The 26,111-nt window shown below is 69.7% G+C and carries 22 protein-coding genes; 13 read left to right on the forward strand and 9 right to left on the reverse strand.

Annotated elements, in window-relative coordinates:
- Both QN245_RS19110 and QN245_RS19115 read right to left on the reverse strand, forming a co-directional pair.
- Entirely contained in the window at positions 1 to 456 is a 456-nt protein-coding gene (locus QN245_RS19110) for a hypothetical protein (RefSeq protein ID WP_317843926.1), read from the reverse strand.
- An 83-nt stretch (positions 457 to 539) separates the two neighbouring features.
- Entirely contained in the window at positions 540 to 2,213 is a 1,674-nt protein-coding gene (locus tag QN245_RS19115; protein WP_317843927.1) for a M28 family metallopeptidase, read from the reverse strand.
- Between the two features lie 311 nt (positions 2,214 to 2,524).
- Here QN245_RS19115 and QN245_RS19120 point away from each other — a divergent pair, with 311 nt between their 5' ends.
- The 7 genes from QN245_RS19120 (at position 2,525) to treA (ending at position 13,659) form a co-directional block, all read left to right on the forward strand.
- The gene (locus tag QN245_RS19120) at positions 2,525 to 3,970 is read left to right on the forward strand and encodes a cellulase family glycosylhydrolase (RefSeq protein WP_425612968.1); all 1,446 of its coding nucleotides are present in this window, start codon (positions 2,525 to 2,527) and stop codon (positions 3,968 to 3,970) included.
- A gap of 257 nt (positions 3,971 to 4,227) precedes the next feature.
- Positions 4,228 to 5,676, forward strand: coding sequence for a cellulase family glycosylhydrolase (locus tag QN245_RS19125; RefSeq protein ID WP_317843929.1), 1,449 nt, complete (start codon positions 4,228 to 4,230; stop codon positions 5,674 to 5,676).
- A gap of 157 nt (positions 5,677 to 5,833) precedes the next feature.
- Positions 5,834 to 8,731, forward strand: coding sequence for a M16 family metallopeptidase (locus QN245_RS19130; protein ID WP_317843930.1), 2,898 nt, complete (start codon positions 5,834 to 5,836; stop codon positions 8,729 to 8,731).
- A 336-nt stretch (positions 8,732 to 9,067) separates the two neighbouring features.
- On the forward strand, positions 9,068 to 9,541 hold the full coding sequence (locus QN245_RS19135) for an SMI1/KNR4 family protein (protein ID WP_317843931.1): 474 nt from the start codon (positions 9,068 to 9,070) through the stop codon (positions 9,539 to 9,541).
- A gap of 94 nt (positions 9,542 to 9,635) precedes the next feature.
- Entirely contained in the window at positions 9,636 to 10,418 is a 783-nt protein-coding gene (locus QN245_RS19140) for a DUF72 domain-containing protein (RefSeq protein WP_317843932.1), read from the forward strand.
- A gap of 322 nt (positions 10,419 to 10,740) precedes the next feature.
- The gene (locus tag QN245_RS19145; protein WP_317843933.1) at positions 10,741 to 11,658 is read left to right on the forward strand and encodes a GAF domain-containing protein; all 918 of its coding nucleotides are present in this window, start codon (positions 10,741 to 10,743) and stop codon (positions 11,656 to 11,658) included.
- 306 nt (positions 11,659 to 11,964) lie between these two features.
- Positions 11,965 to 13,659 (forward strand): alpha,alpha-trehalase TreA, encoded by a 1,695-nt coding sequence (gene treA, locus QN245_RS19150; RefSeq protein ID WP_317843934.1) that lies wholly within the window; start codon positions 11,965 to 11,967, stop codon positions 13,657 to 13,659.
- A gap of 79 nt (positions 13,660 to 13,738) precedes the next feature.
- On the opposite strand, the gene QN245_RS19155 is transcribed toward treA, so the two are convergent.
- A complete protein-coding gene (locus QN245_RS19155; RefSeq protein WP_160971049.1) occupies positions 13,739 to 14,512 on the reverse strand; it encodes a lytic transglycosylase domain-containing protein in 774 nt (257 codons plus the stop codon).
- Between the two features lie 527 nt (positions 14,513 to 15,039).
- On the reverse strand, positions 15,040 to 15,966 hold the full coding sequence (locus QN245_RS19160; protein WP_425612969.1) for a hypothetical protein: 927 nt from the start codon (positions 15,964 to 15,966) through the stop codon (positions 15,040 to 15,042).
- 329 nt (positions 15,967 to 16,295) lie between these two features.
- Between QN245_RS19160 and QN245_RS19165 the strand changes: the two genes are divergently transcribed.
- Positions 16,296 to 17,081, forward strand: a complete 786-nt coding sequence (locus tag QN245_RS19165; protein WP_317843936.1) for a transporter substrate-binding domain-containing protein — start codon at positions 16,296 to 16,298, stop codon at positions 17,079 to 17,081.
- Between the two features lie 108 nt (positions 17,082 to 17,189).
- Here QN245_RS19165 and QN245_RS19170 read toward each other — a convergent pair whose 3' ends face one another.
- On the reverse strand, positions 17,190 to 18,089 hold the full coding sequence (locus QN245_RS19170) for an AraC family transcriptional regulator (RefSeq protein WP_160971043.1): 900 nt from the start codon (positions 18,087 to 18,089) through the stop codon (positions 17,190 to 17,192).
- Between the two features lie 301 nt (positions 18,090 to 18,390).
- Here QN245_RS19170 and QN245_RS19175 point away from each other — a divergent pair, with 301 nt between their 5' ends.
- Positions 18,391 to 18,750 carry a hypothetical protein gene (locus tag QN245_RS19175; RefSeq protein WP_317843937.1) on the forward strand — a complete coding sequence of 120 codons (360 nt, stop codon included), beginning with the start codon at positions 18,391 to 18,393 and terminating at the stop codon, positions 18,748 to 18,750.
- A gap of 207 nt (positions 18,751 to 18,957) precedes the next feature.
- Here the strand turns inward: QN245_RS19175 and QN245_RS19180 are convergent, their stop codons facing one another.
- Positions 18,958 to 20,883: an asparagine synthetase B family protein gene (locus tag QN245_RS19180; protein ID WP_317843938.1), complete on the reverse strand. Its 1,926-nt coding sequence runs from the start codon at positions 20,881 to 20,883 to the stop codon at positions 18,958 to 18,960.
- A 645-nt stretch (positions 20,884 to 21,528) separates the two neighbouring features.
- Here QN245_RS19180 and QN245_RS19185 point away from each other — a divergent pair.
- From QN245_RS19185 to QN245_RS19200, 4 genes are read left to right on the forward strand one after another with little or no spacing between them, the layout of a single operon-like run.
- Positions 21,529 to 22,314 (forward strand): class I SAM-dependent methyltransferase, encoded by a 786-nt coding sequence (locus QN245_RS19185; protein ID WP_317843939.1) that lies wholly within the window; start codon positions 21,529 to 21,531, stop codon positions 22,312 to 22,314.
- 32 nt (positions 22,315 to 22,346) lie between these two features.
- Entirely contained in the window at positions 22,347 to 22,628 is a 282-nt protein-coding gene (locus tag QN245_RS19190) for a PqqD family protein (RefSeq protein WP_317843940.1), read from the forward strand.
- A gap of 32 nt (positions 22,629 to 22,660) precedes the next feature.
- Positions 22,661 to 23,572, forward strand: coding sequence for a hypothetical protein (locus QN245_RS19195; protein WP_317843941.1), 912 nt, complete (start codon positions 22,661 to 22,663; stop codon positions 23,570 to 23,572).
- Entirely contained in the window at positions 23,569 to 24,426 is an 858-nt protein-coding gene (locus tag QN245_RS19200) for a sulfotransferase domain-containing protein (RefSeq protein WP_317843942.1), read from the forward strand. The genes QN245_RS19195 and QN245_RS19200 overlap by 4 nt, the downstream gene beginning before the upstream one ends.
- Here the strand turns inward: QN245_RS19200 and QN245_RS19205 are convergent.
- Genes QN245_RS19205 through QN245_RS19215 form a run of 3 tightly spaced genes read right to left on the reverse strand, consistent with a single transcriptional unit; the run spans position 24,409 to position 26,099 of the window.
- Entirely contained in the window at positions 24,409 to 24,891 is a 483-nt protein-coding gene (locus QN245_RS19205; RefSeq protein WP_317843943.1) for a GNAT family N-acetyltransferase, read from the reverse strand. The two genes, QN245_RS19200 and QN245_RS19205, sit on opposite strands and share 18 nt — an antisense overlap.
- Positions 24,892 to 24,935: 44 nt before the next feature.
- A complete protein-coding gene (locus QN245_RS19210; RefSeq protein ID WP_317843944.1) occupies positions 24,936 to 25,526 on the reverse strand; it encodes a phage tail protein in 591 nt (196 codons plus the stop codon).
- A gap of 24 nt (positions 25,527 to 25,550) precedes the next feature.
- Positions 25,551 to 26,099, reverse strand: a complete 549-nt coding sequence (locus tag QN245_RS19215) for a phage tail protein (protein ID WP_317843945.1) — start codon at positions 26,097 to 26,099, stop codon at positions 25,551 to 25,553.
- Positions 26,100 to 26,111: the final 12 nt, after the last annotated feature.

The raw sequence follows: 26,111 nt of genomic DNA on the forward strand, positions 1-26,111 counted from the left end.
TCAGCCGCCGCGCAGGAATTGCAACGCGCGCGACAGCAGCACGGCGCCGACGAAACCGGCCAGGGCGCACAGGCCCACCGCGACGAGGCCCTGGTGGGACGGGTCGTCGCGTCTGTCGAACAGGGCCAGCGCCGCGGCGACGCACACCGCCGAGGTGCCGGCCCCGATCAGGCCGATGCGCAGATGCGCGCGCCAGCCACGCAGGCGTGGCCAGGCACGGGCGGCGAACAGCCCGGTCAGCAGCGCCGGCAAGGCGCCGAAGACATAGGAAAACATCGCCATCAGCAGAAGCAGCAGCAGCGGGGCGCTGACGCCGTTGCTCTCCCCCCAGGTCATCGCGATCGCCACCGGCAGCCCGACCACCACGGTCCCGAGCGGCGGGCCGACGAACAGGAAGGTCATGACGACGCCAACACCGACCAGCCAGCGCGGCAGCGGGTCGTTGCCCGCGTCCATGTCGGCCTGATCGGCAACGTCCGCACGCACGCCCGGCAGCGGGTCCGGAGCCGCCTGCGGGGCAGGCGGCAACGGGGCGTGGCTCACTTGGCGGGCGCGGCTTGGCGCTGCGCGGCGCTGGCGTCGCGCGTGGCGCGGAACTCGGAGTCGCGGCTCCAGTTCGGCCACTGCGTCGAGTTGGCCAGTTCCTCGCCCAGCGTGTACAGCACCTGCATGTCGCGCGCGGCGCCGGCGAAGGTCCAGTTCGGCTGCCATTCGTCGCCGGGCTGGTGGTAGCGCTTGGCGGTGTAGTCGTCCGCGGCGGCCTTGCCGGCCGCCACGCCGCCGTCCACCCAGTCCTGGCCGGCGGCGAAGGACAGCGCCGGCACGCCGCGCTTGGCGAAGGAGAAGTGGTCGGAGCGGAAGAAGTAGCCGGCTTCCGGCTTCGGGTCGGGCGTGTAGCGCAGATCCCAGCCCTTCGCCACGCGCTTGAGGTCGTCGAGCAGTTCCAGCTTGGCGGTGCCGTAGATGCCGAAATCGCGCGACGGCCCGAACGGGCTCATGCCGTCCATGTTGATCACCGCCACCGTGCGCGCCAGCGGATACAGCGGCTTGGAGGCGTAGTACTCCGAGCCGAGCAGGCCCTTCTCCTCGGCGGTGACCGCCATGAACACCACCGAGCGCTGCGGCGCCGGGCCCTTGGCGAAGGCGCGGGCCAGTTCCAGCAGCGCGGCGACGCCGCTGGCGTTGTCCAGCGCGCCGTTGAAGATGCGGTCGCCCTTGGCGTCGGGCGCGCCCACGCCCAGGTGATCCCAGTGCGCGGTGTAGATGAGGGTGTCGTCCGGCTGGGTCTTGCCGGGCAGCCGCGCGACCACGTTGCGCGAGGTGATCACCTCCGACTTCACCGCGTAGTCGGCGTACAGGCGCTCGCCCTTCAGTTCCACCGGCTTGAAGTCGCGCGATTGCGCCTGCTTCTTCAGCGCATCGAAATCCAGCCCGGCGCGCTTGAACAGGTCCACCGCCAGATCGCGCTGGATCCAGCCTTCCAGCTCCGGATGCACCGTCTTGGGATCGTCGCGGACCACGTCGAACATGCTGTTGGTGTTGGAGTTGGCGACGGTGGCCCAGCCGTAGGAGGCCGGTGCGGTCTCATGCACGATCAGCACGCCGGCCGCGCCCTGCCGCGCGCCTTCCTCGAACTTGTAGGTCCAGCGGCCGTAGTAGGTCATGCCCTTGCCGTCGAACGCGCCCTTGCCGGTCTCGAAGTCGGGGTCGTTGATCAGCACCACCGCGATCTTGCCCTTCAGGTCCACGCCCTTGAAGTCGTCCCAGCCGCGCTCGGGCGCCTTGACGCCGTAGCCGACGAACACCAGTGGCGCCCCGTCCAGGGTCACCTGGCTGCTGCCGTCGAGCGCGGCGCGCACGGCGATCTGCTGGCCCTGGGTCAGGGCCTGGCGCTGGTCGCCGCTGGCGATCGCCAGCGTCGGGGTGCCGACGATGTCGGCGCGGCGCAGCGGCACCGCCTGGGTCCACAGGCGCTTGCCGTCGCGCAGGTCGCCGCCGGGCTGCAGGCCGGCCGCCTGGAACTGCGCACTCAGATAGGCCACGGTCTTCTCCTCGCCCGCCGAGCCCGGGGCGCGGCCCTCGTAGGCGTCGGAGGCCAGGGTCTTGACGTCGGTGGACAGGCGCTTGGTGTCGAAGGTCGGTGCGGGCGGCGGTGCCGCCAGGCAGGCGCCGGACAGCGCCAGGGCCAGCAGGCTCAGGATCGGTCGTTTCACTTGGTTCCCCTCGGCAGACACAAAGAAGGGCGAGTGTAGCGGCGCCCCTACCGGGTCGTGGTGGGTCGAACGACCGCCATACGTGCGCTGTCGCAAAAATTTATTGTGATAAACCACTCAAATATGAAGCTGAACATGCTCTAATGCCGCGCTCGCGCACCGCGGGGTCCGCGCCAATCCGGTGGCCCATGCCGATCCGCGCGCCCGCCCTGGCTTCCACCCGAGCCCGGCGTGAGAACCGTCACTCCCCACCTCACCCGGGCCGCTCCGACTGCGGGCCGGCTCGCTTCCGGAGACCTGCAGAGATGTCGATGTCCCCCCTCACCCGCATCACCCGTTGCGTGCTGGCCGCCGCGCTGCTGGCCGCCAGCGGTTCGGCCTGGAGTTACGCGATCAGCAAAGGCACGGTGGTGGACGACCGCGGCAACGCGGTGCAGCTGCGCGGCGTCAACTGGTTCGGCTTCGAAGGCAGCGCGCACACCGTGCACGGCCTGTGGGCGCGCAACTGGAAGGACATGATCACGCAGATGCAGGGCCTGGGCTTCAATGCCGTGCGCCTGCCGTTCTGCCCGCAGACCCTGCGCGGCGTGGCGCCGACCAGCATCGACTACGGCCGCAATCCGGACCTGCAGGGTCTGAGCTCGCTGCAGGTGCTGGACAAGGTCATCAACGAACTCAGCAGCCGCGGCATGTACGTGCTGCTGGACCACCACTCGCCCGATTGCCAGGGTATCTCCGAGCTCTGGTACACCGACTCCTACAGCGAGCAGCAGTGGCTCAGCGACCTGAGCTTCGTGGCCAAGCGCTACGCGTCGGTGCCGGGCGTGATCGGCATCGACCTGAAGAACGAGCCGAATGGCCGCAACACCTGGGGCACCGGCAACCTCAAGACCGACTGGAACAAGGCGGTCGAGCGCGCCTCGGCGGCGGTGCTGAAGGTGGCGCCGAAGTGGCTGATCGTGGTCGAGGGCATCACCGACAACCCGACCTGCTCCAGCAGCAACGGCTACTGGTGGGGCGGCAACCTGGAACCGCTGACCTGCACCAAGCTCAATGTGCCGGCCAACCGCCTGCTGTTGTCGCCGCACGTGTACGGCCCGGACGTGAACTGGCAGCCCTACTTCGGCGACGGCAGCTTCCCGGCCAACATGCCGGCGATCTGGGAGCGCCAGTTCGGCCAGCTGACCCAGCGCGGCTACGCCATGATGATCGGTGAGTTCGGCGGCAACGAAGGCCGCAACCAGGCGCAGGATCCGATCCTGCAGAAGGCGCTGATCGACTACCTGATCAAGAAGAACATCCGCAGCGGCTTCTACTGGGCGTGGAACCCCAACAGCCGCGACACCGGCGGCGTGCTCGACGACGACTGGACCACCGTGCGCACCGAGAAGATGGCCGGGCTGAAGCGGCTGTGGGGCGACACCGGCGGCACCACGCCGACGCCCACTCCGACGCCTACGCCTAACCCGGAGCCGACCCCGACCCCGACCCCGGCCCCGGGCAGCGCCAGCTTCAGCACCAAGGTCATCGTCGACAGCGACTGGAACGCCGGCTACTGCGAACGCGTGCAGGTGACCAACAGCGGCAGCGCCACCGGCAACTGGGCGGTCACCCTGTCCATCAGCGGCACGATCAACAACCTGTGGAACGCCACCTGGACGCAGTCGGGCACCACGCTCAGCGCCAGCGGCGTGGACTGGAACAAGACCCTGGCCGCCGGCGCCACCGCCGAGTTCGGGTTCTGCGCCGCCCGCTGAAGGCGGCACCATCGCCTCGCGCAGCGCGCGGGGCCCATGCCAACGGCAGCGTCCCACGACGCTGCCGTTGCCATTTGCACCGGGCGACTGCGCGCCCGTGGACGCCACCACAGCGCCTGCGCGCAATCGGTGGACAAGCACGTCTTCTGCAACGGCAATCACGGCCGCCGCGGCGGGACACTGCCGATCATCGCCGCCAAGCATCCGCCCCCCCCTTGGCCGGCGCGCCCCGCACCGGCCGCCATCGGAGCACCGCGATGAAACGGTCCCTGCATTCCCGCCTCACCCGCTGCCTGCTGGCCGCGGCGCTCGTGATCGCCAGCGGCTCGGCCTGGAGCTACGCCATCCAGCAAGGCAAAGTGGTGGACGACGCCGGCAACGCCGTGCAACTGCGCGGCGTCAACTGGTTCGGTTTCGAGACCTCGCAGCACACCGTGCACGGCCTGTGGGCGCGCAACTGGAAGGACATGATCACGCAGATGCAGGGCCTGGGCTTCAATGCCGTGCGCCTGCCGTTCTGCCCGCAGACGCTGCAGGCGGTGTCGCCCGGCAGCATCGACTACAGCCGCAATCCGGACCTGCAGGGCCTGAACTCGCTGCAGATCCTGGACAAGGTGATCAACGAACTCAGCAGCCGCGGCATGTACGTGCTGCTCGACCACCACACGCCGGATTGCAACGCCATCTCCGAGCTCTGGTACACCGGCAGCTACAGCGAGCAGCAATGGCTGGACGACCTGAGCTTCGTCGCCAAGCGCTACGCGTCGGTGCCGGGGGTGATCGGCCTGGACCTGAAGAACGAGCCGCACGGCGCCGCCACCTGGGGCAGCGGCAATGCCGCCACCGACTGGAACAAGGCGGCCGAACGCGCGTCGGCGGCGGTGCTGAAAGCGGCGCCGAACTGGCTGATCGTGGTCGAAGGCATCGCCGACACGCCGACCTGTTCGAGCGGCACCGCGCACTTCTGGGGCGAGAATCTGGAACCGCTGGCCTGCACCCCGCTGGCGATTCCGGCCAACCGCCTGCTGCTCGCCCCGCACGTGTACGGGCCGGACGTGTCCATGCAGTCCTACTTCAGCGCCTCCAACTTCCCGGCCAACATGCCGGCGATCTGGGAGCAGCACTTCGGCCGGTTCGTCCAGGCCGGCCACGCGCTGCTGCTGGGCGAGTTCGGCGGCAAGTACGGCCAGGGCAACCCGCTGGACGTGCAGTGGCAGAACGCGCTGGTCGACTACCTGATCGGCAAGGGCATCCACAGCGGCTTCTACTGGTCGTGGAACCCGAACAGCGGCGACACCGGCGGCATCCTCAACGACGACTGGAGCACGGTGCGCAGCGACAAGGTGACCCTGCTGAAGAAGCTGTGGGACGGCGCCGGCAGCGGCAGTGGTGGTGAGGGCGGTAACGGCGGTGGCAACGGCGGCGGCGGAACGCCCACGCCGCCACCGTCCGGCAGCAGCTTCAGCACCAAGGTGCTGGTCGACAGCGACTGGAACGCCGGCTACTGCAACCGCGTGCAGGTCAGCAACACCGGCGGCAGCAGTGGCGACTGGACCGCCACCCTGTCCATCAGCGGCACCGTCAGCAACCTGTGGAACGCCAACTGGACCCAGTCCGGCACCACCCTCAGCGCCAGCGGCGTGGGCTGGAACAAGACCCTGGCCCCGGGCGCGACCGCCGAGTTCGGTTTCTGCGCCGCGCGCTGAGCGCTGCGCTGCGTTTCTAAGATCCCGCACGGCCACGCTCCCCGGGCGTGGCCGTGCGCGGAGCCGGTCGCCGCCCCCTCGGTGTGCCATCAGTCACGTTCCCGCGGCCGCCGCTGCGCCTCTATGCTGGCGCACTGTCCACACTCAGGCCCGGCCCATGCTCCGACCCTTGTCGCTGTTGATCTCCAGCATCCTCACCCTCGGCACCGGCGCCGCCCTGGTCGCCGCGCCGTCGGCCCTGGCCGCGGCCACGCCGGCCCAGGCGACCGCGCCGGAGATCGCCTACACCCGCTTCACCCTGCCCAACGGCCTGACCGTGGTGGTGCACGAGGACCACAAGGCGCCGGTGGTGGCGGTGAGCATCTGGTACCACATCGGCTCGGGCGACGAGCCGGCGGGCAAGACCGGCTTCGCGCACCTGTTCGAGCACCTGATGTTCTCCGGCTCGGAGAACCACAAGGGCACCTACTTCCAGCCGTTCGAGAAAGTCGGTGCCACCGACATGAACGGCACCACCTGGTTCGACCGCACCAACTACTTCGAGACCGTGCCGACCACCGCGCTGGACACCGCGTTGTGGATGGAGTCGGACCGCATGGGCCACCTGCTCGGCGCGATCGGCCAGAAGGAACTGGACACCCAGCGCGGCGTGGTCCAGAACGAAAAGCGCCAGGGCCAGAACCGCCCCTACGGCCGCGTCGACGAGAACATCCTGGCCAACATCTTCCCGGCCAACCACCCCTACCAGCACGACACCATCGGCTCGATGGCCGACCTCGACGCGGCCTCGCTGGACGACGTCAAGCAGTGGTTCCACGACAACTACGGCGCCGCCAACACCACCCTGGTGCTGGCCGGCGACATCACCGTGGCGCAGGCCAAGGCCAAGGCCGAGCAGTACTTCGGCGACATCCCCGCCGGCCGCCCGGTGCCGCGCCAGCAGCCGTGGATCACGCCGCTGGCCAAGCAGACCCGCGGCGTGCAGCACGACCACGTCGCGCAGCCGCGCATCTACCGCACCTGGGTCGCGCCGCAGCTGGGCACCGACGACGCGGTGCTACTGGACCTGGCCACCACCGTGCTCGGCGGCGGCAAGACCAGCCGCCTGTACCAGCGCCTGGTCTACCGCGACAAGCTGGCCGACGACGTCTCCGCCGGCCTGCAGTCGTTCGCGCTGGCCAGCCAGCTGCAGATCACCGCCGACGTGAAGGAAGGCGTGGACCCGGCCAAGGTCGAGGCCGCCATCGCCGACGAACTGCAGAAGTTCCTGGCCGAAGGCCCCACCGCCGACGAACTGCAGCGCGCCCAGGTCGGCTACCGCGCCGGCTTCGTGCGCGGCCTGGAGAAGGTCGGCGGCTTCGGCGGCAAGGCCACGGTGCTGGCCGAGGGCCAGGTCTACCGCAACGATCCGGGCGCCTACAAGAAGGACCTGGAACGCGCGCAGGCGGCCACCGTCGCCAGCGTGCGCAAGGCCGCCGACACCTGGTTCGGCAAGGGCGACTACCTGCTGACCGTGCTGCCGGCGCCGGAAGGCTTCGATCCGGCCGCCGAGGACAAGGCGGTCAAGCCGCTGGCCGCAGCCCCGGGCAAGCCCGCGCCGAAGATGCCGGCGAAGGGTAACTACAGCGTCGGCAAGTCGCAGGTGGACCGCGCTGCCGGCGTGCCGGAGACCAGCCAGTTCCCGAGCCTGAGCTTCCCGCAGCTGCAGCGCGGCAAGCTCAAGAACGGCATCGAGGTGGTGCTGGCCGAGCGTCACACCATCCCGGTCACGCAGATCCAGTTGCTGTTCGATGCCGGTTATGCGACCGACCGCGGCGGCAAGCTCGGCACCGCCAACTTCACCGCGGCGCTGATGAACGAGAGCACCCGCAACCTGGATTCGGTGGACGTGGCGCAGCGCCGCCAGCGCCTGGGCGCGATGACCAGCGTGTCCTGCGAACTGGACAGCTGCGACGCCTCGCTCAACGCACTCAACGACCAGCTGGCGCCGTCGCTGGACCTGTTCGCCGACATCGTGCGCAACCCGGCGTTCAAGGCCGACGACATCGAGCGCATCCGCGGCCAGTGGCTGGCCTCGATCGCGCAGGAGAAGACCCAGCCGCAGGGCCTGGCGCTGCGCACCCTGCCGCCGCTGCTGTACGGCCCCAGCCATCCGTACGGCGTGCCGCTCACCGGCACCGGCACCGAGGCGGCGATCAAGAGCCTCACCGCGGGCGACCTGAGCGCGTTCCAGAACAACTGGCTGCGTCCGGACAACGTGCGCATCCTGGTCGCCGGCGACACCACCCTGGCCAAGATCATCCCGCAGCTGGATGCCGCCTTCGGCGACTGGCAGGCTCCGTCCGGCAAGCGCCCGACCAAGAGCCTGCCGCAGGTGGCCGCGCAGCCCAAGCCACGCGTGTTCCTGATCAACCGCGACGACGCCCCGCAGTCGCTGATCCTGGCCGGCCTGCTGGCGCCCTCGACAAAGGCGCCGAACAACCTGGCGATCGGCGTGGCCAACGGCGCCTTCGGCGGCACCTTCACTTCGCGGCTGAACATGAACCTGCGCGAGGACAAGCGCTGGGCCTACGGCGCCAACAGCTTCATGATCGACGCGATCGGCCAGCGCCCGTTCCTGTTCTTCGCCCCGGTGCAGACCGACAAGACCGCCGAATCGGCCGCCGAGATCCTCAAGGAAGCCAAGGCCGTGGTCGGCGACAAGCCGCTGACCGCCGCCGAGATCGCCAAGATCAAGGAACAGCGCGTGCGCGCCCTGCCGGGCAGCTTCGAGACCACCGGTGCGGTGCTCAGCGCGATGGAAGGCATCGTCCAGTACGGCCGCCCGGACGACTACGTGCAGACGCTGAAGACGCGCCTGGAAGCGGTCGACCAGCCGGCGGCGGAAGCGGCGATCAAGGAGATCGTGGCGCCGCAGGCGATGACCTGGGTCATCGTCGGCGACCTCAAGCAGATCGAAGCGCCGGTGCGCGCGCTGAAGCTGGGCGAGGTGCAGGTGCTCGACAGCGACGGCCAGCCGGTCAAGGCGAAGGCCTCGGCGGCCGCCAAGCAGTAAGGCAATACGCGCATGGCCGGAAGATCCCGGCCATGCGTCGCAAGGCGGCGTGCGGACGGATCGCCCGCGGCGCCGAAACGCCTTGGCGTGGCGACGCGCGCAGTGGTGCATATGCTGCCCGATCCCCAGTCCCGCGTTGGAGGCACGCGCACAAGCGCGCTGCCGATCGCAGCCAGTGTTGCGCGCTGCACGCATCGGTCGCTCGACATTCAAGCGGTGCAAGGTCGGAACGACGTCTGCGGGCCGGTCCTTGCGGTTTCCGGGAAAGCCGGCTGACCAAACACCCTTCGAAAAGTAGACTCGTCTCCTGGGCACTGCTGCCGATCGGGGATCACGATGCTTGAAAACACACTCTCGGATGGCGAAGCGGCCGTCACCCCAGCGGACCTGGATCACCTGGAATCGGTGATTGGCAGGAAGCTGCCGACTCCCTTCCGGGAGCATTACCTCAAGTACAACGGCGGCATGCCTGAGCGAGCGTATTGGGTCGGCGAAGAGGACTATGAGCCGATCGAGGTCGCCACGTTCAAACCGATTGCGCATTGCGACTACACGCTGCTGTCCACCTACCGGTTGATGCTGCAGAAACAGGTTCTGCCCGCACGCCTGCTGCCGTTCGCGAACGATTGCGGCGGCAACTTCTTTTGCCTGGATCTGGACACGGGAGCCGTCAGCTATTTCACCACCGACACCTTCGACAGCGAGCTCAGCCCCGAACAGAACCAGGCCCACGCCGAAAGGCCGCTCTGCCCGGATTTCCTCCAGTTCGGCCAGGGACTGGTCGACGAGGAGGATGCGGACGACGCATGAACCTGCCGGCAGGCGGGTATGGCCGGCAATCTCCTTCACGGCGCTTGGCCGCAGCGCTTGATATCCCAAAGACTCGTCCCGCCTGCCACCGCCGATGCCGACCGCCTCGCCACGCCGCACCGACGCCGCGCCACGCATCCGCGTCGGCTGCGCCGGCTGGTCGATCGCCAGCACGCAGCGCGCGCTGGTCGGCGACGGCGCCAGCCAGTTGGCGCGCTATGCCACGCGCTTCGATGCGGTCGAGATCAATTCCTCGTTCTACCGCCCGCACCGCCCCGTCACTTACCAGCGCTGGGCCGATAGCGTGCCGGCGGATTTCCGTTTTTCGGCCAAGCTGCCGCGCACGATCACCCACGACGCGCGCCTGTACCGCGTCGCGCCGCTGCTGCAGACCTTCCTCGGCGAAGTCGGCCATCTCGGCGACAAGCTCGGCTGCCTGCTGGTGCAGCTGCCGCCGAGCCTGGCCTTCGACGCGCGCACCGCCGCCACCTTCTTCGCCATGCTGCGGCGCCGCTGGCACGGCGGCATCGCCTGCGAGCCGCGCCACGCCAGCTGGTTCGGCGCGCGCGCCGAGGCGCTGTGGCAGCGCCACAGGATCGCGCGCGTGGCCGCCGATCCGGCCCTGGACGCCGATGCCGCGCAGCCGGCGGGCACCGCGGCGCCGGCCTATTGGCGCTGGCACGGCGCGCCACGCATCTACTACAGCGACTACGCCGACGACGCGCTGCGCCGGCTGGCCGACCACGTCGTCGCCACCACGCCGCACACCGGCGAAGCCTGGGTGATCTTCGACAACACCGCGCTCGGTCACGCCCTCGACAATGCCGCCACACTGCAGACACAGCTGCGCGCGCTCGGCGCCAGCACAGCGGACTGACCGCCATGCCCGCCGACTCTCGTTGCGGGGCGGGGCACGCCCCGCTCCGACGACTGGAGCCAGCCCCGCGTTCGCCGCACCCCGCAGGAGCGGCTTCAGGCCGTGACCCAAGCAGAGCGAAGCGCCGGCGCGCGCGCTGAAGCTGGGCCAGGCGCAGGTGCTGGACAGCGACGGCCAGTTGCTCGAGTGCCGAGCGGCACGGCGCGCGCGACAAGGGCCTTGGCGTGCACCGCGTCACGCTTGCACGCTTTTCCACGCGGCATCCGCGCGCCCTACGGTATGGTGCTGCGCCTCGCGATCCGCGCCAGACCCCACGCCATCCATGACCGATGAAGCCCAGCGCCAGCGAGTCCTCGACAGCTACCGCATCGTCGGCAGCCTGCCCGAGGACGCCTACCAGGACATCGTGCAGATCGCCGCTGCGCTGTGCGATACGCCGATCGCGCTGCTGTCGCTGCTGGACCGCGACCGGCAATGGTTCAAGGCACGGATGGGCCTGGAGGTGCCGCAGACCGAGCGCAGCCAGGCGGTATGCGACCACGCGATCCGTGAGCCCAAGCAATTGCTGGAAGTGCCCGACCTCGCCGAGGACCCGCGGTTTGCCGACATCTCGGTGGTCCGCGGCGACACCGGCGCGCGCTTCTACGCCGGCATGCCGCTGGTGACCGATGAGGGCATCGCCCTGGGCACGGTCTGCGTGCTCGACACCGCGCCACGCCAGCTCACCGACGCCCAGCGCGACGGCCTGCGTGCGCTGGCGCGCACCACCATGCGCCTGCTCGACGAACGCCGCCGCACCCTGCAACGCGAACGCGAGGCGATCCTGCAACCGCATTCGGCCGATGCCCACGGCGCCGCCACCGATGGCCGCTACCGGGTGGTGATCCTGGAAGTGCAGGAACTGGCCGCGCTGGCCGAGCGGCAGAGCGAACGCCTGCTGGGCAGCAGCCTGCAGCAGCTCGACCGCACCCTGGCCAGCTACGTGCACGACGGCGGCGCCGACACGGTGGACCGCGCCACCGAGCACGCCGAGTTCATCGTCATGCTGCATGGCGCCGATGCCGAACAGAAGCTGCGCGGCCTGCGCGAGATCGCCGCGCGGCAGCAGGCGCTGGGGCTGACCGTCCTGGTCGGCGACGCCCAGGCCACGCGCGCGGACGAGCCGATCGGGCTGGTGTTCCTGCGCGCCGAAGCCGCGCTCAGCGCCGAGAAGGACCGCCAGCGGCCGCAGACGCCCTGACCTGCGCGGCGCGTGCCGCCGCGCGTCGTAGCGCGCTAGACGGCCCCCGCCCTGACACGGGTGGCGCTGAGCCCCCCCCCCCCCCGCAGGCGGGCAGCCCCCAAGCTGGCACGGCGATCGAGCGCCGAGCCCTGCAGCGGCCCCGTTCTTGCATGCCCCCAGGCGTTGCGGTCCTCACCGGTGCGAGCCGGCCGGCGCGCGGCCGCCAGGGCACGATCGGCAGGCCCCGCATCGGATCCGGCCGCGGCCGCCCCGTCTCCGCCTCGGTCGTTTACCATGCCGCACGCATCCTGCTCTGGACCTGACATGAGCCATGCCGCTCCTCCCTGCTGCACCCCGCTGCTGAGCCTGTCGCTCGGCCTGTTGCTCGGTACCGCCGACACCGCCATGGCCGAGGCCGCGCCGGCGACGACGCTGACCGCGCCGGCACCGCCGCCGCAGACGCCCGACCTGGCCTACCCGGAACTGTTCCAGGCGGTGCAGCGGCAGGAGCTGTTCGACGACCAGAAGCACTTCGTCGATGCGCTGCCGTTGCGCGACCCGGCGCTGATCAACGCCGACTATCTGGCGCAGCGCCAGCAACCCGGCTTCGACCTGCGCCGCTTCGTCGCCGCCAACTTCGAGGAATCCGGCCCGGTGCAGACCGAGGCGATCCGCCAGGACACCGGCCTGCGCGAACACATCGACGCGCTGTGGCCGCTGCTGGTGCGCCGCCAGGTCGAGGTGCCGGCCTACAGCAGCCTGCTGTCGCTGCCGCACCCCTACGTGGTGCCGGGCGGGCGCTTCCGCGAGGTCTACTACTGGGACTCCTACTTCACCATGCTCGGCCTGGTGGAGAGCGGCGAACACGAACGCAGCCGGCAGATGCTGGACAACTTCGCCTACCTGATCGACACCTACGGGCACATCCCCAACGGCAACCGCACCTACTACCTGAGCCGCTCGCAGCCGCCGTTCTTCTCGCACATGGTGCAGTTGCAGGCCAAGGTGGAAGGCGATGCGGCCTACGCGCGTTACCTGCCACAGTTGCAGAAGGAATACGCGTACTGGATGGAGGGCGCGCAGAACCTGGCTCCGGGCAACGCGCATGCGCACGTGGTGCGGCTGGCCGACGGCAGCCTGCTCAACCGCTACTGGGACGCCCGCGACACGCCGCGCCCGGAAGCCTGGCTGCACGACGTGCGCACCGCCGCCGAGGCCAAGGACCGCCCGGCCGCCGAGGTCTACCGCGACCTGCGCGCCGGCGCCGAGAGCGGCTGGGACTACTCCAGCCGCTGGCTCGGCGACCGCAAGACCCTGGCCAGCATCCGCACCACCGCCATCGTCCCGGTCGACCTGAACAGCCTGCTCTACCACCTGGAGAGCACTCTGGCCGTGGCCTGCGCCAAGAACCCGGGCGCGGCCGGCTGCGACACCGACTACGCGGCCCTGGCCAGCGCACGCAAGACCGCGATCGACAAGCACCTGTGGAGCGATGCCGGCTACTACGCCGACTACGACTGGCAGCAGCGCCGGCTGCGCGAGCAGGTCACCGCCGCGGCGCTGTACCCGCTGTTCGTCGGCGTCGCCTCACCGGCCCGGGCCAAGCGCAGCGCCGACACCGTGCAGGCGCAGTTGCTGCGTCCCGGCGGCCTGGCGACCACGCGCCTGCACACCGACCAGCAGTGGGACGAACCCAACGGCTGGGCGCCGCTGCAGTGGATCGCCGTGGACGGCCTGCGCCGCTACGGCCAGGACGCCCTGGCGCAGCGCATCGGCAGCCGCTTCCTGGCGCGGGTGCAGGCGCTGTTCGCGCAACAGCACAAGCTGGTGGAGAAGTATGCGGTGGACGCGCAGGCCAAGGGCGGCGGCGGCGGCGAGTACGCCCTGCAGGACGGCTTCGGCTGGACCAATGGCGTGACCCTGTTGCTGATGGATCTGTACGCGGCACCGGCCGCCGCGCCGACAGCGGCGCACGCGCAAGCGCAGGCCGACGCCGAGGCGGAAGCAGTCGCGCTCTGAAGCGCTGCGGGCGGCAGCGCGGCCACGCCGCGTCCGCCTGCGCATGCGCATGCGTCATCGCCAGCGGTCGGCGCCGCAGCTACTGCGCCGGCGTCTCCACGGGGATGCCCATCGCGACGCGATAGCGCTGGTACAGCGCCATCACCTTGTCGATGTACTCGCGGGTCTCCGCGTACGGCGGCACGCCGCCGTAGCGCGCCACCGTGCCGATGCCGGCGTTGTAGGCCGCGGCGGCGAGCACCCGGTCGCCGGCGTAGCGACGCAGCAGCGCGCGCATGTAGCGCGCGCCGCCGGCGATCGACTGGTCGGCCGCAAACGGGTCGTGCACGCCGTATTCCTTGGCGACTTCCGGCAACAACTGCATCACCCCCTGTGCGCCCTTGGGTGAGACCGCGGCGGCATCGAAGCCGCTCTCGGCATGCGCGATCGCGCGCAGCCACGGCTCGTCCACGCCGGTGGCGCGCGCCGCGGCGCGGAACTGCTTGGCATGCGGTTGCAACTGGGGCGCGCCGACCTTGCCGAGGCCGGGATGCGCGCTTTCGCCCGGCGGGGTCACCGCGGTGAAGCGCAGATAGGGCCGCGAGCCCGGCAGGTTGCGCGTGGAGTAGACCAACTGGCCGTCCTGCTCGCGCTCGTACAACGTGCCGCTGAACACGCCCAGGTTGCCCCACAGATTGGGCGTGGCGATCGCCGCGTCATCCAGCTCCTTCGGCGTGCAGCGCGAGCCCGGCTCCGGCGCCGTGGCCAGGCTGACCGTGCCGTCGCGCACGCAGCGGTACACGGTGCGCGCAGACGCGCCGGCGACCACGCCACAGCACAGCAGCAGGCACAGCGCGGCACGGGCTAGGGGCATCGGCGACACGATCGGACAGGACGGGCGCGCATCATCGCCCAGCGCATGTCGACGCGAGTGATGGCCGGTCCCTCGGTCCGCTTTCCGACAGCCCCTTGTAGGAGCGGCTTCAGCCGCGACCAGGCGCCGACACACCATCGACGGTGCCAGACACCACGCGTCGCGGCTGAAGCCGCTCCTACAGGAACTTGCGACGCGTTGTCTGGGTGCACTGTGGGAGGGACTTCAGTCCCGACGGCTTCCAAGGTCGAATCGCCCGCCTTCTTCGCCCATCGCAGCCGAAGCCGCTCCACAAGGAACGTGCAATGCGCTGTCTGGGCGCACTGTGGGAGGGACTTCAGTCCCGACGGCTTCCAAGGTCGAATCGCCGCCTCTTCGCTCATCGCGGCCGAAGCCGCTCTACAAGGAACGCGCGACGCGCTGTCTGGGTGCACTGTGGGAGGGACTTCAGTCCCGACTCCTGCCATGGTCGAATCGCCCGGCTGCCTCCGCTCTTCGCAGCTGAAGCCGCGCCCATCGCACGCCACTTACGGCGCGCATGCCGCCAGTTTCTGGTCGGCATACCACAGCGCGCGCCGCGCCAGGTCGTAGGCGCTGTCGGCCTCGCGCGGCAGCAGTTGCTGCGCGCGGATCGGGTCGGCGCCCTTGGCCATCGCGGTCTCCACCTGCAGCAGCGCATCCAGGTGCTGCTGCACCGGCGCCAGCAGGCGCGCGCGCCGTGCCGCCGGACAGGCGCCGCGGCGTTGCTGCAGATCGGCCAGGGCCTGGCGAATCCGCCGGCTGGCTTCGCCATCCAGTCCCGGCGCCTTCTCGAAGGCGATCGGCGCGGCCTTGTAGGCATCGCCGGTGGCCTCGCTGCCAAGGTCGCTGGGGCGTTCGTGCAGCGCCGGATTGAAGCGCAAGTCCGGCGGCGGCCGCGCCACGGCCGACTGATGCGTGTTCTTGGGCAGCAGTTGCCTGATCGCCCGGTCGATGCCCTGCACGGCGACGTCGCCGAGAGTGCCGTCGCTGGCCCAGTCCTTGTCGAAGCGGGTCGACCGGTAGTCGATCGGGTTGGGCCGTTCGAGCAGGCGCTTGGACTTGGCGACGTCGCGCGGATTGAGCGTCCCCGGCGGCGTGCCCTGCGCCTGCGCGAACGGATCCACCGCCACCCCATCTGGCAGGCGCGGATGGCCATCGCCGGTATAGAGCGTCGCCGCCATCCGCGTGTCGGCGGCGGCGGGCGCAGCCTGCGTGGGCGTGGACGGCGGCGCGGCGGCGGCGGGCGGCTGCCGTGCGGGGGCGTGCGTGCGCGCGGCCGTCGACGGCGCAGGCGCGGAGGCCGATGGCGGGACCGCGGCGCGCTGCACGGGTTGCGGCGGCAGGAACACCAGCCGCAGCGCATCGTCGGCCGCCACGCGTGGCGGCGCCGATGGTGCGCCCCACAGCAGGCGCCCCAGCAACACCAGGATCATTGCGGTCGCCAGTGCCGCCCACAGCTGCTGCCAACGGTCTTGCGCAGGGAGGGCGGTCACGACGATCGGGGATCCATGGGCAGGCGCGATAGCGAATGTGGAGGACGGACCGGTACAGCGTGCCGCGAGTTCCGTTGCCGGCGCGTGCCGCCGCGCGCGGCTGGCGGCGATACGGCGCCACCTGCGGCCGCTCTGCGCGCGCAAGGCCTTGTCCTGCCAGGGATTGTGCCGGCGCGCGCGGAAACCGGCTAAGGTGGCGCGCGCCGGCGCTGCGACAGCCGGCGTACAGCCAGCGGGCACCGGCGCCCGCCCTGCCGCAGGAGACCCGCATGATCCGACGCCTGGCCGCCACCCTGCTCGGCGCCGCATTGGCGCTGCCGGCGCACGCCGCGCCCTCGCACCTGGACAGCGTCCTGCAGCGCGGCGCGCTGCGCGTGTGCACCACCGGCGACTACGCGCCCTATAGCCGCCTGCGCGCCGACGGCAGCTACGAAGGCATCGACATCGCCCTGGCGCAAGCGCTGGCCGAGAGCCTGGAGGTCAAGATCCAGTGGGTGCCGACAGGCTGGCCGACCCTGCTGCCGGACCTGCTCGCCGACCGCTGCGACATCGCCGTCGGCGGCATCTCGGTGTCGCTGCCGCGGCAGCGCCAAGCCTGGTTCAGCGCGGTGCTGGAGGTCGACGGCAAGATCCCGCTGGTGCGCTGCGCCGATCGCGCGCGCTACCGCGCCATCGCCCAGATCGACCGCCCCGAGGTGCGGGTGATCGAACCGCGCGGCGGCACAAATGAGGCCTTCGCCCGCCGCGAGCTGCCGCATGCGCAATTGCTCCTCTCCGACGACAACCCGGCCATCTTCCGCGACCTGCACGAGGGCCGCGCCGACGTCATGATCACCGACGCCTCCGAGGCGCGCTTCCAGCAGCGCCAGGTGCCGGGCCTGTGCGCGGTGGCGCCGCAGCAGCCGCTGCAGTACAGCGAGAAGGCATTCCTGCTGCCGCGCGACGACATGGTCTGGAAGGCCTACGTCGACCAGTGGCTGCACCTGAGCAAGGCCAGCGGTGCCTATGCGCGGATCGTGGCGGCGTGGCTGGGCGATCCGGAGACGACACCGTAGGACTCCGGCTGCACGCGCGCATCAGCATGCGGTCGTCGCGTAGGCGAGCGCGGCCACACGTAGCGCGCAATGCAACGTCGCGGCACCCACCGCGCATGCCAGTTTCGCTCAGCCGGCCAGGCCCAGCTGTTCGGCCAGGTCGCTGCGCGGCGAACGCCCGTACAGCCGGCTGTATTCGCGGCTGAATTGCGACGGGCTCTGGTAGCCGACCCGGTAGCCGGCCGCGCCCACGTCCATGCGCTCGACCACCATCAGCCGCCGCGCCTCGCGCAGGCGCAATTGCTTCTGGTACTGCAGCGGCGTCATTGCCGCGACCGCACTGAAATGGTGATGCAGCGAGGACACGCTCATGTTGACCTGGCGCGCCAGGTCTTCGATCCGCAGCGGTTCGGCGTAGTGCTGGCGCAGCCAGGCGATGGCCTTGGCGATGCGGTTGCTGGGGCTGTCCTCCTGGGCGATGCGCAGCAGGTTCGGCCCGCACGGACCGACCAGCAGGCGATACAGGATCTCCTGTTCGATCAGCGGCGCCATCGCCGCGATATCGGCCGGCCGCTCGAGCAGCCGCAGCATGCGCAGCGTCGCGTCCAGCAGGTCCGGGCAGGCGGTGTTGACCGACACCCCGCGCGGGCGCTCGGCACCGACCTGCGGCGGCAAGGGAATGCGCTCGAGCAGTTCGCGCAGCCGGTCCGGCCGGATCGACATGCCCACGCCCAGCAACGGGTGTTCCGGGCTGGCCTGGGTGATGCGCGAGACCACCGGCAGATCCAGCGTCACCAGCAGAAAGGTGCCGACCCCGTAGCGGTACTCCTCGCTGCCCAGGGTCAGGCACTTCTCGCCCTGCAGCACCAGCGCGAAGACGGGCCATTGGGCGGTATGCGTCTTCGGCGATGGCGCGGAGCGGTAGGAACAGAAGAAGCCCTCGATGGCGGTATCGTGGTCGCCATCGGGCGTGGCCAATCGGGCAACCAGGGCGGCCATTTCCTGGTAGCGGTGAGCGAGCGCGGTCATCGGCAAGGGCGCCGTAGCGTGCGGAGAAGGAAGGGAAGCTTGCACGATGCTGCGCCGGCACGGACCACGGCGCGACGCGGCTTGCAGGATCGTACAAGAATTCCGTTGGATCGCGCTAACGCGCCCGCAACGCGGGCCAGCATCCTGTGTCGGCCGGTTCCCGTCCCGGCGCCGTCCCGGAACGCCCGCCCCCGCCCGCCTGTTCCGGCCGTTCGGCCCTGTCCTTCCCCCATGCCCCTCGTCGCGCTGCCGCGTCGCCGTCAGCGCGCCATGCGGGCGACGCAGACCGCAGGAGAGACCGATGCATCCCCATACCGAAGCCCTGGAAATCGCCACCTTCCGCCTGCACGACTGCACCTGGCGCACCTTCCTGCGCGCCAATGCCGAAGTCGATGCCTGGCTGCAGCGCCAGCCCGGCTTTCGCTCGCGGCGCATCGCCCGCCGCCGCGACGGCAGCGTGGTCGACATGGTGCTGTGGGACAGCGTGGCGCACGGCACCGCGTCGGCGCGGCGGCTGATGCGCGAACTGCAGGGCGCCGCGATTCACGCCCTGATCGATCCGGACACGGTGTCGTGGGACATCGCCGCGGTGCAGCACGTCAGCGGCGAGGAGCACGAGGCGGCGGATGCCGCAGCGGAGGCCGACAGCCTTGCGGCGTGATCGGTGTCGCCGCGCGTAGCCGATCCTCAGATCCAGCCGCGGCGGCGGAACCAGACCGGTGATCGCCTGCGCTCGCATGTACACCGAAATTCGGCATGGCGCATGCGTTCGCTCAGTGGCGGATGCAACGCGCATGGCATGCCCCGCGTCATGCCATGTCGCGCTCGCGGCTGGAGTGCTGTTGAAGGGGCCTGCAGCGTCTGCGCGTCAGGCGCCGCCGCGCTCGTGCCAGGCCAGAAAACCAGCCATCTGCAGACCGGACGCCAACACCTGCAGGTACTCGCCACGCCGCGACTCGGCGGCCGCGGCATCCTGCGGCCAGCGCTCCAGCAATGCCTGCAAGCGCGGCAGATCCACGACCCGATTGGCCAGCGGCGAGCGGCGGGCGTCGGCCAGTTGCGCCTGCAGCGCACCGCGCTGCGCGCTCAAGCGCGCGAACCAATCGCCCTGCTGTACGCCAACCGCGCGGTTGGCGTGGATCTCCGGCGGCGCGCCGCGTGCGGCCAGCAGACGGCGCGACAATGCACGGGTGACGCCGTCGCGCAGGAACTGGTCCAGCGGCAGGCTGCCGAAGAATTCGATCACGCGCCGGTCGCCGAGCGGAAAGCGCGTCTCGATCCCGGACATGGCGCGCAGCGTGTTCCACACATCCATGGCGGCGGCGTTGTCCAGCATCCAGTCGCGCAAGATCCCGACCGACGAGGAACCGCCCCCCAGTAGCATCCGGGCGCGGTTTCTATCCAACGACTGCCGCATCCCCAGCGCTTGCGCCAATGCCGGTTGCAGGGCCGCCTCCGCCTCCCAGGCCGCGGCCGGCAGGCGATGCCAGAGACGCAGCAGCGCAACCGGCGCGAACGGACGCAACAGGTAGCGCTGCACTGTCTTGCGCCGGCTCAGACCTTCGCTGGCGGCGAGGGCGCCCAGTTGTGCCGCCAGCAACCGCCACTGCCGCTGCCGCAGCAGTTGCGGCAGTCTCAACAGACCGTCGTAACTGAAGAACGCGTTGCCCAGTTCGCCACCCAGCATCACCTGCCCGCCACGCGCATACAGGAACCGGTACAGCGGAAAGAACCAGGCCATGTTGGAGGGTGTGCGGACCGGCTGTGCGCCTTCCCGCCACCAGCACGCGGGATCGTGCTCGCCCCAGTCGTCGCCATCGTCGCCGACCAGATGCCAATCGATCCCCGGATGGCTGGCGGCCAGATGCTGCGCACGCGACGATTCGTCGTAGTAGTGGGTGGCGCTGGCAACCGCGGTCGCCGCCAGCGGTTGACGCGTGAGCGCCAGCAGCGGCGCCGGCGCCTGTTGCCGCGCCGCCGACAGCGCCACCGAACCGCTGTCCAGCCCGCCGGTCAGACAGGTCGCCACCGGCCCGCGCACGCGCAGCGCGTCGGCCACCGCCCGATCCAGCACCTCGGCTGCCGCAGCCTCGACCTCGGCATCGCCGCGCAGGCACAGCGATCCCGCCTCCGGCGGCGACCACCAGCGCTGGCAGTGCGTGGCTTCTGGCGTCAGCACCACGGCGTGCGCCATCGGTACCCGATCGATGGCGCGATAGACGGTGCGCTGCGGACGCACACGGTCCATGATCAGTTTGTCAGCCAGGGCGCGATCGTCCAGATCCTTGGGTACCTCCGGCAGCGCCAGCAGTGCCCGCAAGCGCGTGGCGAAGGCGATCAGGCGCGGCCCGCGATGCACGAACAGGGAACGCAGGCCCAACGGATCGCGCGCCAGCAACAGGCGCTGCCGGTCCGGACGGTACAACGCCAAGGCAAAAGATCCGTAGAGGCGCGGCAACGCCGCGACGTCCCAGCGCTGCAAGGCCTGCAGCAACAAGGCACCATCGGGCGCGCCGGCACTGGCGCAATCTCCCAGCGCCGCCGCCAGTTCCTGCCGCGCTGCCAATGTCACGTCGGCCGTGAGCACGGCGCCCGACGCCCCCACCCATGGCATCGCCTCGTCGGCATCCTGCGGGGTGAAGACATGTTGGCGATGCACGATGGCGGCCCCGCCTCCCTGCCAGATACGCGCCGGACCGATTCCGCGCGCGTTCATTGCCTCGCCCAGGCGATGCAGATCCGACGGTGCGACCGGCGCGCCATCCAGCCGCCAGATGCCTGCAAAGTCACTCATCAGAGCGCGTCAAATCCCGAGAGTCGCGCTGGAGCTGACAGGCGCACGCCGGTGGCCGCGTCATCGCTCGGGGTGGGCGCAACGTCCATTTCCTCGTGCTTTTCTGACACAGGCCCGCGCAACCGCGGGCGGCATGCTCGGGACATGGCAGACACGCCCTAGGCCCGGCAAAGGTGCCTCAGATCAGGAAGCGGTCGACGTCCCGATCCCATCGCCACCTGGCCGCCCCCCATTCGCCGTTTCGTCGATCGACAGGAAGGACACCACGGGCGCCGTCCACACTTTGCGTCCACTCTCGACGGAAGCAGCAGACGAAACCGTTGGTTGGTTCTCGTACATCGCGGAATCTCCCTATTGTGTTTTTTGCCATTGGATCTGGCGCAGGCTGGACGTAGCCTGCTTCCCCAGCGTATCGGCACCTGCGCAGCAGGCACGCCTCGCGCCCCTGCTGTCCATCGTCCTCTCCGATTCTCCCGTACGCCCCCACCGCGTAAGCTTGCGCAGGGTGTTTCTAGGTTACCACCACATGCCGCCCGCGATACTCACACGTCTACGCCCAAGGCGACGGGCGCCGTCATCGGCGCTGCCGGCGTCCGGCTCGTGTTTGCGCTTAGCGTGCTATTCCGGCCGGTCGCCGCGGCCGGCATGAGCATGCGCCGCTTTCATTGGTGCAGGTTCCTGTCGATCCGCAGCGGCGTGCGGCTGTTGTATCGCGCCTTGCGTGGCCGGGAGGGGCGCACCTATGCGTGGCTGCGGCTCACTTCGCCGGTGCCGTTGTTCCAGGATTACGCGACCACTTCGATGGATCGTTATCCGACCCTTTTCAGCTTCGCCCAGCAGACGCTCGGCGCCGAACGACACCCGCGGCTGCTGTCGTTCGGCTGTGCCAGCGGCGAGGAGGTGTTCAGCCTGCGCGCGTACTTCCCCAACGCCGCGATCACCGGCTTAGATATCCATCACGATTCCATTCGCGCCTGCCTGCGCCAACTACGCGACCGGCCCGATCCGGGACTGCGCTTCCGCGTGGCCGGCGACACGACCGGCGAGGCCGACGGCGCCTACGACGCCATTTTCTGCCTGGCGGTGCTGCGTCGCGGCGATCTGGCGGCGCATCCGGGCGAGCGTTGCGATCACCTCATCCGATTCGAGGACGTCGAGGCGCAGTTGCTGGACTTCGCCCGCTGCCTGCGCCCCGGCGGACTACTGGTGCTGCGCCACGCCAACTTCCGCCTGCGCGACACCCAGGCGGCGCGCTGGTTCGACACAGCGCTGTGCGTGCCGACGCCGGCACGCGCGGATACGCCGCTGTTCGGTCCCGACAATCGGCGGCTGGCCGTACAGGCCGACGAACAGGTGGTGTTCCGGCGCTGCCTCGCGCCCCGCGATCAGCAGGCGGGACTGGCGCTTTGCAGCGCACGGCGTCCTCGGTAAGCTCCTCCATTCCCCACCGACCTGGCACCAGGATGCGCATCGCACCGAGCACGATCATCGCGCGGACGCCCGGCTGCCTTGCCGCCGAGATGGGCGATGAACTTGTCCTCATGAGCACCGAGCGTGGGTTGTACCTGTCGCTAGACGCCATCGGCAAGGACGTATGGTCGCATCTAGATCCGCCCTGTGCCTTCGCCACGCTGTGCGATCGCCTGGGTGCCGAATACGCGGCACCCAGGGCCACCATCGAAACCGATGTGGCGGCACTGCTGGAGACGCTGCGCGATGCTGGGGCGGTGGAGATCCGCGCCTGACTTACGCATTCGCCAAGCAGACGCCGGTCGCCATGCCCCCGCAGCATTGGTACGTGTTGTGCGGTCTGCGCGTGCGCAGCGCGCTGGCGCTGCCGGAACTTGCGCCCTGGCCCGACAGCGCGGATCGCGCCGAAGCGGACGTGGTGATCGAGGAAGCCCTGGTTCCGGATCGGCTGGACGCGGCCGAACCCGCCGATTCCTGGTTGAGCGTCGGTCGCGACGGAACGGTCCTGCTGCAGGTGCCGGAGGTGGTCCGTATCCTGGTACAGGCCGGCCGATCGATGCGCGTGCAGCGACTGAATCCGCACGACCAGAGTTGGCGATTGTTCCTGCTCGGCTCTGCCCTTGGCTATCTGTGCCTGCAGCGCGGCCTGTTCCCGCTGCATGCGGCCTGCCTGCGCATCGGTGCGCAGACCGTGGCCTTCGCCGGGCATAGCGGTGCGGGGAAATCGACCCTGGCGGCAGCCCTGCTGCAACGCGGCCATGGCCTGCTCAGCGACGACCTGACCGTCATCCGCAGCGATGCCACCCGCGGCATCACGATGCTGCCAGCGTTTCCGCGGCTGAAACTTTGGCGCGACACACTGGAATTGCTGCAGTTTCCGCTGTCCGATGCGCCGCGGATACGACCGGGCATGGACAAATTCGATCTGCGCCCGAGCGCCGGCTTCGATGCCGCGCCGGCGCCGCTGGATGCGGTCGTGGTCCTGGGCGATGCTCCGGCGCCACATCTGCAGCGCCTGTCGCCGAACATCGCCCTGACGGCCCTGGATGGCTACCTGGCGCGCCCGCAGGCGGCCGAGCGCATGGGCCTGCGTGCGACCGCGTTCGCGCAGGCAGCCGCCATCGCCCGCCAGGTGCCGGTCTGGCACCTGCAACGTCCGCGCCGCTTCGACGCGCTGGATGCCACCGCCGCCCTGATCGAAGCCCATTTCGGCGTATGAGCCGGCGCGGCATCTTCTGGCTCGCCTCCTATCCCAAGTCCGGCAATACCTGGGTCCGTTGCCTGATCGCCAGCCTGCAGCATGGCGCTGCAGAGGTGGATCTCGACGAACTCGCGCCGGCGCTACCGAATGCCGCATCGCGCGTATGGCTGGCGCGCCACCTCGACGTGGACATTGGCGAGCTGACGCCGACCGAACTGCATCTGCTGCGCGGTGCCGCCTACCGGCGATGCGCAGCGCAGACGCTGAGCATCCTCAAAGTCCACGACCACCACGACCCCATGCTGTTTCCCGCTGCGGCAACCTTGGGCACCGTCTACATCGTGCGCGATCCGCGCGACGTCGCCCACTCCTGGGCGGACCACGCCTGCCTGGACCTCGACACCGCCATCGAGCAATTGGGCAAAAGCGGAACTACCATGAGCGCCTCGATGGCCGAATACCGGCCGCAGGCGCTGCAACGTTACGGCTCGTGGTCCGAACACGTGGCTTCCTGGCAACAGGCGCCTGGCCCCCGCCTGTTGCTGCGCTATGAGGACCTGCAGGCCGATCCGCTGCGGGAAACCGCGCGCCTGGCAGACTTTCTCGGCCTGCCCGCGGAGCCCACGCAGGTTGCGCGGGCGGTAGCGGCCTGCGGCTTCGAAACACTGCGCGATACCGAGCAACGCCTTGGATTCGCAGAACGCCAGAAAGGGCAGGCGCGCTTCTTCCGCCAGGGCCGCGCCGGCGCGTGGCGCTCGGCACTCAACGCAACGCAGGCGGCGCGTGTCCTTGCCGACCATGGCCCAATCATGGCTTGGCTGGGCTACCGGGACGCCACACCACTTGCGAAACGCTCATTCGGGAAGGCATGACCCGTTGGGGGACCAGACCATCTGCCAGGCGATGCCGGTGTCGGCATACGACCGAAAGCCGAGCCGGCGATAGAGGCCGGCCGCAGGATTGCCCTTTTCCACCTGCAGCGACACCTCGCGGCCAGCGGCCGCCGCTTGCTCCAGCAGTGCCGCGATCAACGCCGTTCCCAGGCCCTGCCCGCGGCACTCCGGCAGCAGCAGGATATCCATCAAGCGAACCGCGTCCGCCGCATCGCCACCCAGATACAACCTCCCGACCACGCGCTCGCCCTCGATCAACACCAGGAACAGCACCTGTTCCTGGCTAAGGGTGTAGTGACGCTGCTGCGCCTCGAACTGCTGGTCGATGAACGCGGCGCGGGCCGCATCGTCCCACGGCAACATCGCGAACTCGGCCCAGCGTTGCTCCCGATACAACGCGCGCAGCGCCGGCAGATCCGCTGCGCATTCCGGTCGCGTCCGCATGCCCCGCGCCAGCAAGGGCGCGGGACACTCGAAGCGCAACTCGCTCAATCCTGTCGTTCCGGATAGATGCCGTCGGTGGCGCAGATGCAGTAGCGCATGGTGGTGAACGGCTGCCGGTTCTCGTGCGCCTGCGCCGGTGTCGCGCTGGCAGGAAAGGGCAAAAGGGTGGCGGGAGACATTGGCGCCAGGGGGACGGTGGCGGGCGGCATCTTGTATTGGGCGTACGTGGTGATCGGTTCGACCGGATTGATCAGACGCGACACGTAGGCGACCGGGCTGGGAGTCGAACTGAACGAGGTCGGCGCCGCCAAGATGCCGGTGAACTTGCTGGTGATGGTGTGAGTATGGACCGGCAACTGCGCTACCGACCCCAGCGCGACGGAGTCGGTGCCATCCTGTTGCGCCAGCGCATAGTTGCTCAGGCCGGTTCCCTGGCCGCGACCGACCACGGCACGGCCGCGCAGGTCCGGCAAGCCGAACGTCGCGCGACCATCGCCCCCGTAGAAATTGGAGAGGAGCGAAAATAACATTTGGTACTGCTGCACGCTCACCAACTGGCCCATGCAATCGAGCCAACCCTCCGGTGCGAAGTTATAGGGAAACGCACGCACCTCGCCGATGAAACTATTGGACATGTCGGGCTCCTATGCGATGGGCGGTCACGGCCGATTCGGAAACAAGCCATTCAGGCAGATCAGATAATTCAGTGCCTGCGTGGGCATGCGATTGGGGTGCGCCTGATTCGCGCCGGCCGTTTCGACGGTATCTGCGGACAAGGACAACTCCTTCTGGGTCGTGCTGGAAGGCGTGAAGTACTCCACGTTCGGCGCCGGCGGCGCCGCCAACAGATTGTTGACCGGCACGACGGTCGTGGCAGTCGCGGTGGTCGCCTGCAAGGTGTGCCGATGCGCGGGGATCTCCGCCAGTTTCAAGGTCACGCTTTCCGCGCCGAGTTGCTGCCCGAGCACGCGCGCGGTCAGTTGCGGTGCCGGCGCCCGCGCCTCGCCCTGCCCCTGCCCGATCGGCACCCGGCTGCGCAAGTCCGGCAGATTGAAGGTGGTCACGCCGTCGCCGCCGTAGACGGTACCGATAAGCGAGTACAACGCGACATAGTTCTTGATCGGCAACGAGCGGCCATCGCAGAACGCCCAGTTTCTCGGCTCGAAGAAGCTGGCGAACAGGATGATCTGACCTGTGTAGGCATCCATGGTGTCGGTCCT

The organism is Xanthomonas rydalmerensis (genome assembly GCF_033170385.1).
Taxonomy (GTDB): domain Bacteria; phylum Pseudomonadota; class Gammaproteobacteria; order Xanthomonadales; family Xanthomonadaceae; genus Xanthomonas_A; species Xanthomonas_A rydalmerensis.

Coding starts and splice junctions, on each gene's coding strand:
- QN245_RS19175 (WP_317843937.1), top strand. CDS start 18,391: ATGCATCCCCATACCGAAGCCCTGGAAATCGCCACCTTCCGCCTGCAC.
- QN245_RS19125 (WP_317843929.1), top strand. CDS start 4,228: ATGAAACGGTCCCTGCATTCCCGCCTCACCCGCTGCCTGCTGGCCGCG.
- QN245_RS19110 (WP_317843926.1), bottom strand. CDS start 456: ATGGACGCGGGCAACGACCCGCTGCCGCGCTGGCTGGTCGGTGTTGGC.
- QN245_RS19145 (WP_317843933.1), top strand. CDS start 10,741: ATGACCGATGAAGCCCAGCGCCAGCGAGTCCTCGACAGCTACCGCATC.
- QN245_RS19210 (WP_317843944.1), bottom strand. CDS start 25,526: ATGTCCAATAGTTTCATCGGCGAGGTGCGTGCGTTTCCCTATAACTTC.
- QN245_RS19180 (WP_317843938.1), bottom strand. CDS start 20,883: ATGAGTGACTTTGCAGGCATCTGGCGGCTGGATGGCGCGCCGGTCGCA.
- treA (WP_317843934.1), top strand. CDS start 11,965: ATGAGCCATGCCGCTCCTCCCTGCTGCACCCCGCTGCTGAGCCTGTCG.
- QN245_RS19130 (WP_317843930.1), top strand. CDS start 5,834: ATGCTCCGACCCTTGTCGCTGTTGATCTCCAGCATCCTCACCCTCGGC.
- QN245_RS19135 (WP_317843931.1), top strand. CDS start 9,068: ATGCTTGAAAACACACTCTCGGATGGCGAAGCGGCCGTCACCCCAGCG.
- QN245_RS19160 (WP_425612969.1), bottom strand. CDS start 15,966: ATGATCCTGGTGTTGCTGGGGCGCCTGCTGTGGGGCGCACCATCGGCG.
- QN245_RS19140 (WP_317843932.1), top strand. CDS start 9,636: ATGCCGACCGCCTCGCCACGCCGCACCGACGCCGCGCCACGCATCCGC.
- QN245_RS19165 (WP_317843936.1), top strand. CDS start 16,296: ATGATCCGACGCCTGGCCGCCACCCTGCTCGGCGCCGCATTGGCGCTG.
- QN245_RS19170 (WP_160971043.1), bottom strand. CDS start 18,089: ATGACCGCGCTCGCTCACCGCTACCAGGAAATGGCCGCCCTGGTTGCC.
- QN245_RS19195 (WP_317843941.1), top strand. CDS start 22,661: ATGCCCCCGCAGCATTGGTACGTGTTGTGCGGTCTGCGCGTGCGCAGC.
- QN245_RS19190 (WP_317843940.1), top strand. CDS start 22,347: ATGCGCATCGCACCGAGCACGATCATCGCGCGGACGCCCGGCTGCCTT.
- QN245_RS19155 (WP_160971049.1), bottom strand. CDS start 14,512: ATGCCCCTAGCCCGTGCCGCGCTGTGCCTGCTGCTGTGCTGTGGCGTG.
- QN245_RS19185 (WP_317843939.1), top strand. CDS start 21,529: ATGAGCATGCGCCGCTTTCATTGGTGCAGGTTCCTGTCGATCCGCAGC.
- QN245_RS19205 (WP_317843943.1), bottom strand. CDS start 24,891: ATGCGGACGCGACCGGAATGCGCAGCGGATCTGCCGGCGCTGCGCGCG.
- QN245_RS19215 (WP_317843945.1), bottom strand. CDS start 26,099: ATGGATGCCTACACAGGTCAGATCATCCTGTTCGCCAGCTTCTTCGAG.
- QN245_RS19120 (WP_425612968.1), top strand. CDS start 2,525: ATGTCCCCCCTCACCCGCATCACCCGTTGCGTGCTGGCCGCCGCGCTG.
- QN245_RS19200 (WP_317843942.1), top strand. CDS start 23,569: ATGAGCCGGCGCGGCATCTTCTGGCTCGCCTCCTATCCCAAGTCCGGC.